General features: G+C 67.2%; 7 protein-coding genes. 4 read left to right on the top strand and 3 right to left on the bottom strand.

All coding sequences use genetic code 11. The features are described from left to right. On the bottom strand, nt 1-406 hold a 406-nt coding region (locus B2U11_RS00980), incomplete at its 3' end, for a hypothetical protein (RefSeq protein WP_292069131.1). A gap of 72 nt (nt 407-478) precedes the next feature. On the opposite strand from B2U11_RS00980, the gene B2U11_RS00975 reads away from it, so the two are divergent. Then, nucleotides 479-1,060, top strand: coding sequence for a hypothetical protein (locus B2U11_RS00975; protein ID WP_292069130.1), 582 nt, complete (start codon nt 479-481; stop codon nt 1,058-1,060). Nucleotides 1,061-1,107: 47 nt separating this feature from the next. On the opposite strand, the gene B2U11_RS00970 is transcribed toward B2U11_RS00975, so the two are convergent. Then, nucleotides 1,108-1,824, bottom strand: coding sequence for an NAD-dependent deacylase (locus B2U11_RS00970; protein ID WP_292069129.1), 717 nt, complete (start codon nt 1,822-1,824; stop codon nt 1,108-1,110). A 24-nt stretch (nt 1,825-1,848) separates the two neighbouring features. Next, nucleotides 1,849-2,670, bottom strand: coding sequence for an FkbM family methyltransferase (locus B2U11_RS00965; protein ID WP_292069128.1), 822 nt, complete (start codon nt 2,668-2,670; stop codon nt 1,849-1,851). Nucleotides 2,671-2,821: 151 nt separating this feature from the next. Here B2U11_RS00965 and B2U11_RS00960 point away from each other — a divergent pair, with 151 nt between their 5' ends. From B2U11_RS00960 to B2U11_RS00950, 3 genes are all read left to right on the top strand, one after another. After that, a complete protein-coding gene (locus B2U11_RS00960; protein ID WP_292069127.1) occupies nt 2,822-3,928 on the top strand; it encodes an S-(hydroxymethyl)glutathione dehydrogenase/class III alcohol dehydrogenase in 1,107 nt (368 codons plus the stop codon). Nucleotides 3,929-3,991: 63 nt separating this feature from the next. Further along, nucleotides 3,992-4,375: a VOC family protein gene (locus tag B2U11_RS00955; protein ID WP_292069126.1), complete on the top strand. Its 384-nt coding sequence runs from the start codon at nt 3,992-3,994 to the stop codon at nt 4,373-4,375. A gap of 81 nt (nt 4,376-4,456) precedes the next feature. Continuing rightward, a partial coding sequence (locus B2U11_RS00950) for an MFS transporter (protein ID WP_414632922.1) occupies nt 4,457-5,281 on the top strand: 825 nt, incomplete at its 3' end.

Here is a 5,281-nt window from a genome sequence, read left to right as displayed (position 1 = left end):
CGAAGGCCACGTGGTCGGCGAACCTGTCGACCGCCTCTTCGATGTCGTCGCACAGAAGGACATCGCTATCGAGCTGGATCGGCTTGATGCGCTTGAGCAGGCGGAACAGGCCGCGTGCGAACCGGACGTCGCGTCGGATATTCGCCACCAAACCCATGTTCGCCGATACTCCGGTCTGTCGTTTCGTCCCTGTCCTCCGGTGATGGCCGAAGGCGCCCGTCCGGGTCAACCGCAACACGCAGGGCCGCACGCCCCTCGGTCCGATTGACGGCGAGCGTGATCCATTTGTTCGGGTGACGTTGGGGAAATCCAGACCCTGCCCCTCGAATTGCGGCGAAAGCCGCGCGATCCGCGCCAATTTGGCGCGGCTTCCGCCCCAGTCGGGGCGACAACGGTGTTTCTTCAAGGTTTTCTAGCGGTTCACGGAACGGCCCCGATTCCGAGCGGTTGGTTGACCACCGTTATGGAGGACGACCTCATGTCTATGACCTATCCGACGCGCGATCCGGCGCAGACCCTGAGCGCCGACGACGCCGTTTTCGTGCCTCGCTACGCCCGCACGTCGCGATCCACCAAGAAGCCGGTGAAGACTTGGATGATCCTTGCGCCCCTTGGCGCTCTGGTGGTGGTTGGCGGCGCGGCGGCCATGATGATGGGCGGCGAGCAGCCGGGCATCGCGTCCGCCCCGGCCGAACAGCCCGCCGTCGCCACGGCTCCGGTTTCGCCGCAGGCGGCATCCAGCGCCATGACGGCCGTGGAAACGCCGGTCGCCCCTTCCGCCCCCGTCGAAACGGCGCCCGGCGACCCCGCCTCCGCTGCGCCGATCGCCCGTCGCTCAGAGACGCCGGCCCGCCCAGCCCCCGCCGTTGAACGCCCCGCCCTGGCCGCGCGCGCGCAGGCGCCCGCCGAGGAGGCTCAAATGGTCGAACCGACCGGCCCGCGTCCTTACAGCACCGTGACGCCCATGCTGAACAGTCAGCCGGCCGCCGCGCCGACCGCCCCGGCCACATCGTCGGCGACGCCCCCGCCGCCGGCCATCTCGGTCCAGCCGCTGGACTGACACGCTGGACGTCCGACGGCCCCGCCCCTTTCGGCGGGGCCGTTCCCTTAGGTCTTCAAGGCGCCGAAGAAGGCCGGCACGGCCTGGGTGGCCGGACCATAGACGCCCTCGTCAAACAGGTGTCTGCCCGCCGTGGGCTCCAGATTGATCTCCACCGTGCGCGCGCCGGCCGCGTTCGCAGTCTGGACAAATCCCGCCGCCGGATAGACGGCGCCGGATGTTCCGATCGCGACGAACAGATCGCAGTCCCACAGCGCCCTCTCGATCCGCTCCATCGCCAGCGGCATCTCTCCGAACCAGACGATATGCGGACGCATCACCCCTTGCGGATGGTGCGGCGACGCCTGATCCGCGGCCATGTCGCCGGACCAGTCGCTGACCACGCCCGAGCGGGTGCACCGCGCCTTGAGCAGGTCGCCATGCATATGGATGAGTTCGAACCCCGATGCGGGCGGCGTGTCGCGATGCGCCCGGTCGTGCAGATCGTCGACATTCTGCGTCACCAGCAGGAAATCGCCTTTCCATCGCGCGGCCAGATTCGCCAGCGCCCGATGCGCCGCATTGGGCTGGACCTCGGCAAGTTGGCGCCGCCGTTGGTTGTAGAAGTCCTGCACCAGGGCTGGATCCGCCGCATAGCCCTCGGGCGTCGCCACCGCCTCGACCCGATGCCCGCACCACAATCCGTCCGACGCCCGAAATGTCGGCACGCCTGATTCCGCCGATATGCCGGCGCCGGTCAGGATGACGAGGCTGCGAAAGGCCATCGTGAACCGAAGGACCCGACGCGCTCAGGCCGGCGCCGAACGACGGCCCAGGATCAGATTGGCGCGTGTCTGCGCGCGGATCTCATAGGTCTGCCGGACATCCTCCGAAAAGGGCAGATCCTCCAGCTTGCGGATCGAATAGTCGTAGGACGCCTCGATGATGATCCAGCGGGGGCGATAGCGACTGTTGGCCAACAGACCGTTCAGCGCCTTGATGTCCTCGCCCTCGATATCCAGCGACAGAAGGTCGAAATCCTCGGGGATTGCGTGGTCCGACAGAATCCCTTCCAGGCGCCGAACCTCGACCTCGACCCCGCCGCGCAGTTCGCCCCAGGCCTTGGTCGCCTCGACGTTCAGCGATGAGATGTCCTCGTTCACGCCCAGCGAAAGGGTCGCGCGCCCTTCGTAGTCGGAGACCGCGCAGTTCACGAGATCGAAGGCGAGGCCTGCGAAATCCTGAGCGATCTGGGGGATCAGCGCGGGGTTGGCCTCGATCAGCAGCCCCCGCCAGCCGAAATGCTTCATCAGGTCATAGGAGTTGGAGCGCTCAACGCCACGCGCGCCCACATCGACGACCACGCCCGCGCTCTGGTGGTCCGCCACCCACAGCCGCAGCAGTTCGAGCGTCTCGCCGTATTGCGACACATCATTGGTGAAGCGGCGCGGTCGCGACATTCGTTCGCCGAACTCGGTCGACTCCACGAAGGCGCGGATCAGGGTTTCGACCGAGGTCGTCCCCGCCGCCACGCGATCGACCCAGGCGCGGCGACCCGCCTCGTCCGGCTCTCTCCCCAGGAGGCCGACATAGAGGGCGTCGACCAATTCATCCGACGACACATTCTTCATCGGCAGTCTCCGCTTCAACCCAGGACAACCGACGGCGAAACCGCTGGCTTTGATCGACGAATGAAGCCCAGGTCGGTCATGGAAACAAGCCGAAGTGGCTGACGAACGAGCCGCGCATTGCTAGAGGAGCGCCACATTCGAGGAGGTCCTTATGAAAACCCGCGCCGCCGTCGCCTTCGAGGCCAAGAAGCCGCTCGAAATCGTCGAGGTCGATCTGGAAGGCCCCAAGGCCGGCGAAGTGCTGATCGAGATCAAGGCGACGGGCGTCTGCCACACCGACGCCTACACCCTGGATGGTCTCGATTCCGAAGGCATCTTCCCTTCGATCCTGGGCCACGAGGGCGCCGGCGTGGTGGTCGAGGTCGGCCCCGGCGTGACCTCCCTTGCGGTCGGCGACCACGTTATCCCGCTCTACACGCCCGAATGCCGCCAGTGTAAGTCGTGCCTGAGCCGCAAGACCAACCTGTGCACCTCGATCCGCGCCACCCAGGGCAAGGGTCTGATGCCAGACGGCACCAGCCGATTTTCCTACAAGGGTCAGGCCATCGCCCACTACATGGGCTGCTCGACCTTCTCGAACTACACGGTGCTGCCGGAGATCGCGGTGGCGAAGATCAGGAAGGACGCCCCCTTCGACAAGGCCTGCTACGTCGGCTGCGGCGTGACGACGGGCGTGGGCGCCGTGGTCAACACCGCCAAGGTCGAGCCGGGCGCCAACGCGGTGGTGTTCGGTCTGGGCGGCATCGGCCTGAACGTCATCCAGGGGCTGAAGATGGTGGGCGCCGACATGATCGTGGGCGTCGATATCAACAACGACAAGGAAGAGTGGGGCCGCCGCTTCGGCATGACCCATTTCGTAAATCCCAAGAACGTCCCGGACGTGGTCGCCCACCTGGTCGAACTGACCGACGGCGGCGCCGACTACACCTTCGACTGCACCGGCAACACGGTGGTCATGCGCCAGGCCCTGGAGGCCTGTCACCGCGGCTGGGGCGAGAGCGTCGTCATCGGCGTGGCCGAGGCGGGCAAGGAGATTTCGACCCGTCCGTTCCAGTTGGTCACCGGCCGTGTCTGGCGGGGCAGCGCCTTCGGTGGCGCGCGCGGCCGGACCGATACGCCCAGGATCGTCGACTGGTACATGGACGGCAAGATCGAGATCGACCCCATGATCACCCACACCCTGCCGCTGGAACGGATCAATGAGGCGTTCGACCTGATGCACGAAGGCAAGAGCATCCGCTCGGTGATCGTCTTCTAAGGTCAGTTGCCGAAAGAAACCGACCCGTCTATCCCTCCTCGCAAACACCAGCGGAGGAAAGCCATGTTCACACACGTCACGGTCGGCGCGAACGACGTCGAGGCGTCGCGCAAATTCTACGACGCCGCCCTGGGCGCCCTGGGCCTGGAGCCCGCCGCCGGCCCGGACCCGAAGGGGCGCTATTGGTGGCGCACCCGCATGGGCGCCTTCGCGGTCGGCGCGCCCATCGACGGCGAGGCGGCCTGTCACGCCAACGGCGGCACCATCGGCTTCTACGCCAGGGACGCCGACGCCGTCCGGGCCTTCCACGACGCGGGCGTCGCGGCCGGGGGCCGCTCCATCGAAGACCCGCCGGGCGAGCGCCAGGGGCCGTTCGGGCCGATGACGCTGGCCTATCTGCGCGATCCCTCCGGCAACAAGATCTGCGCCATGCACCGCCCTCGGTGACGCAGGCGTTTTTTCGGGGTTTGTCGCCCACAAGGGCGAGTCTAGGCTGATCCTTCGGATTTTCGGGGGACAAGCCGCATCATGATCGCATCGACCGCAGCGCCCAGCGCGCTGGAAGTATTCTACGACGCCGTCACCAACGTCAGCGATTTCATCTGGGGCGGGACCTGGAACGGCGCATCCGTCCTGCCCTTCCCGCCGATGGTGGTGGTGCTGCTGGGCGGGCCGGGCGCCCTGTTCTGGATGTGGATCACGGCGCTTCTGGGCATGGCCCTGGCCTTCGCCGAGGGCTCGCTGGCCGTTCGGTTCCGCGACCATGATCCGGAGCGCGGCTATTCGGGCGGGCCGATGACCTACATCCGCCGGGGCCTGGGCAAGAACTGGACCTGGCTGGCGGTGCTGTTCTGCGTCGGCACCCTGTTCTCGTCGGTCGCCACAGGCAACATGATCCAGGCCAATTCCATCGCCGATTCCATCACCGCCCTGACCGGCGTGCAGGAATGGGTTGCGGGCCTGATCGTGGCGGCGGCGGGGGCGGCGGCGGCCTTCGCCGTCAACGCCTTCAGCTACATCGGCCTGTTGATCGTCCTGTTCCGCTGGAAGCCCGAACGGCCCAAGCAGACCCTGCCGCGCGAAGGGCTGCTGGCGGCCATGGCGGGGGGCGTGCGCTACGCCTTCCTGTCGCCGCGCGTGACGGCGGTGCTGCTGCGCGCCCTGGTGTTCGGCGTCGGCGCCAGCGCGGTTCAGGCCCTGATGCCCGTGGTCGCGCGCCAGAGCGGCGGCGGGCCTCTGGTCTTCGGCCTGCTGCTGGGTTCGTTCGGCGTCGGCGCCGTGGGCGGCCAGGACGCGGTCGTGATTGTCCAGGACTTTACCTTCATGGGCGGATCGCTGGGCATGGCGGCGGGC

The sequence above is a fragment of the Brevundimonas sp. UBA7534 genome, assembly GCF_002479325.1.
Lineage (GTDB): Bacteria > Pseudomonadota > Alphaproteobacteria > Caulobacterales > Caulobacteraceae > Brevundimonas.
Note: the sequence above shows the minus strand (reverse complement) of the source record. Positions and strands in the feature narration are given on the sequence as shown.

What these genes read in the sequence shown, in the direction of transcription:
- B2U11_RS00975 (WP_292069130.1), top strand. Translation starts at nt 479, where the DNA reads ATGTCTATGACCTATCCGACGCGCGATCCGGCGCAGACCCTGAGCGCC.
- B2U11_RS00970 (WP_292069129.1), bottom strand. Translation starts at nt 1,824, where the DNA reads ATGGCCTTTCGCAGCCTCGTCATCCTGACCGGCGCCGGCATATCGGCG.
- B2U11_RS00965 (WP_292069128.1), bottom strand. Translation starts at nt 2,670, where the DNA reads ATGAAGAATGTGTCGTCGGATGAATTGGTCGACGCCCTCTATGTCGGC.
- B2U11_RS00960 (WP_292069127.1), top strand. Translation starts at nt 2,822, where the DNA reads ATGAAAACCCGCGCCGCCGTCGCCTTCGAGGCCAAGAAGCCGCTCGAA.
- B2U11_RS00955 (WP_292069126.1), top strand. Translation starts at nt 3,992, where the DNA reads ATGTTCACACACGTCACGGTCGGCGCGAACGACGTCGAGGCGTCGCGC.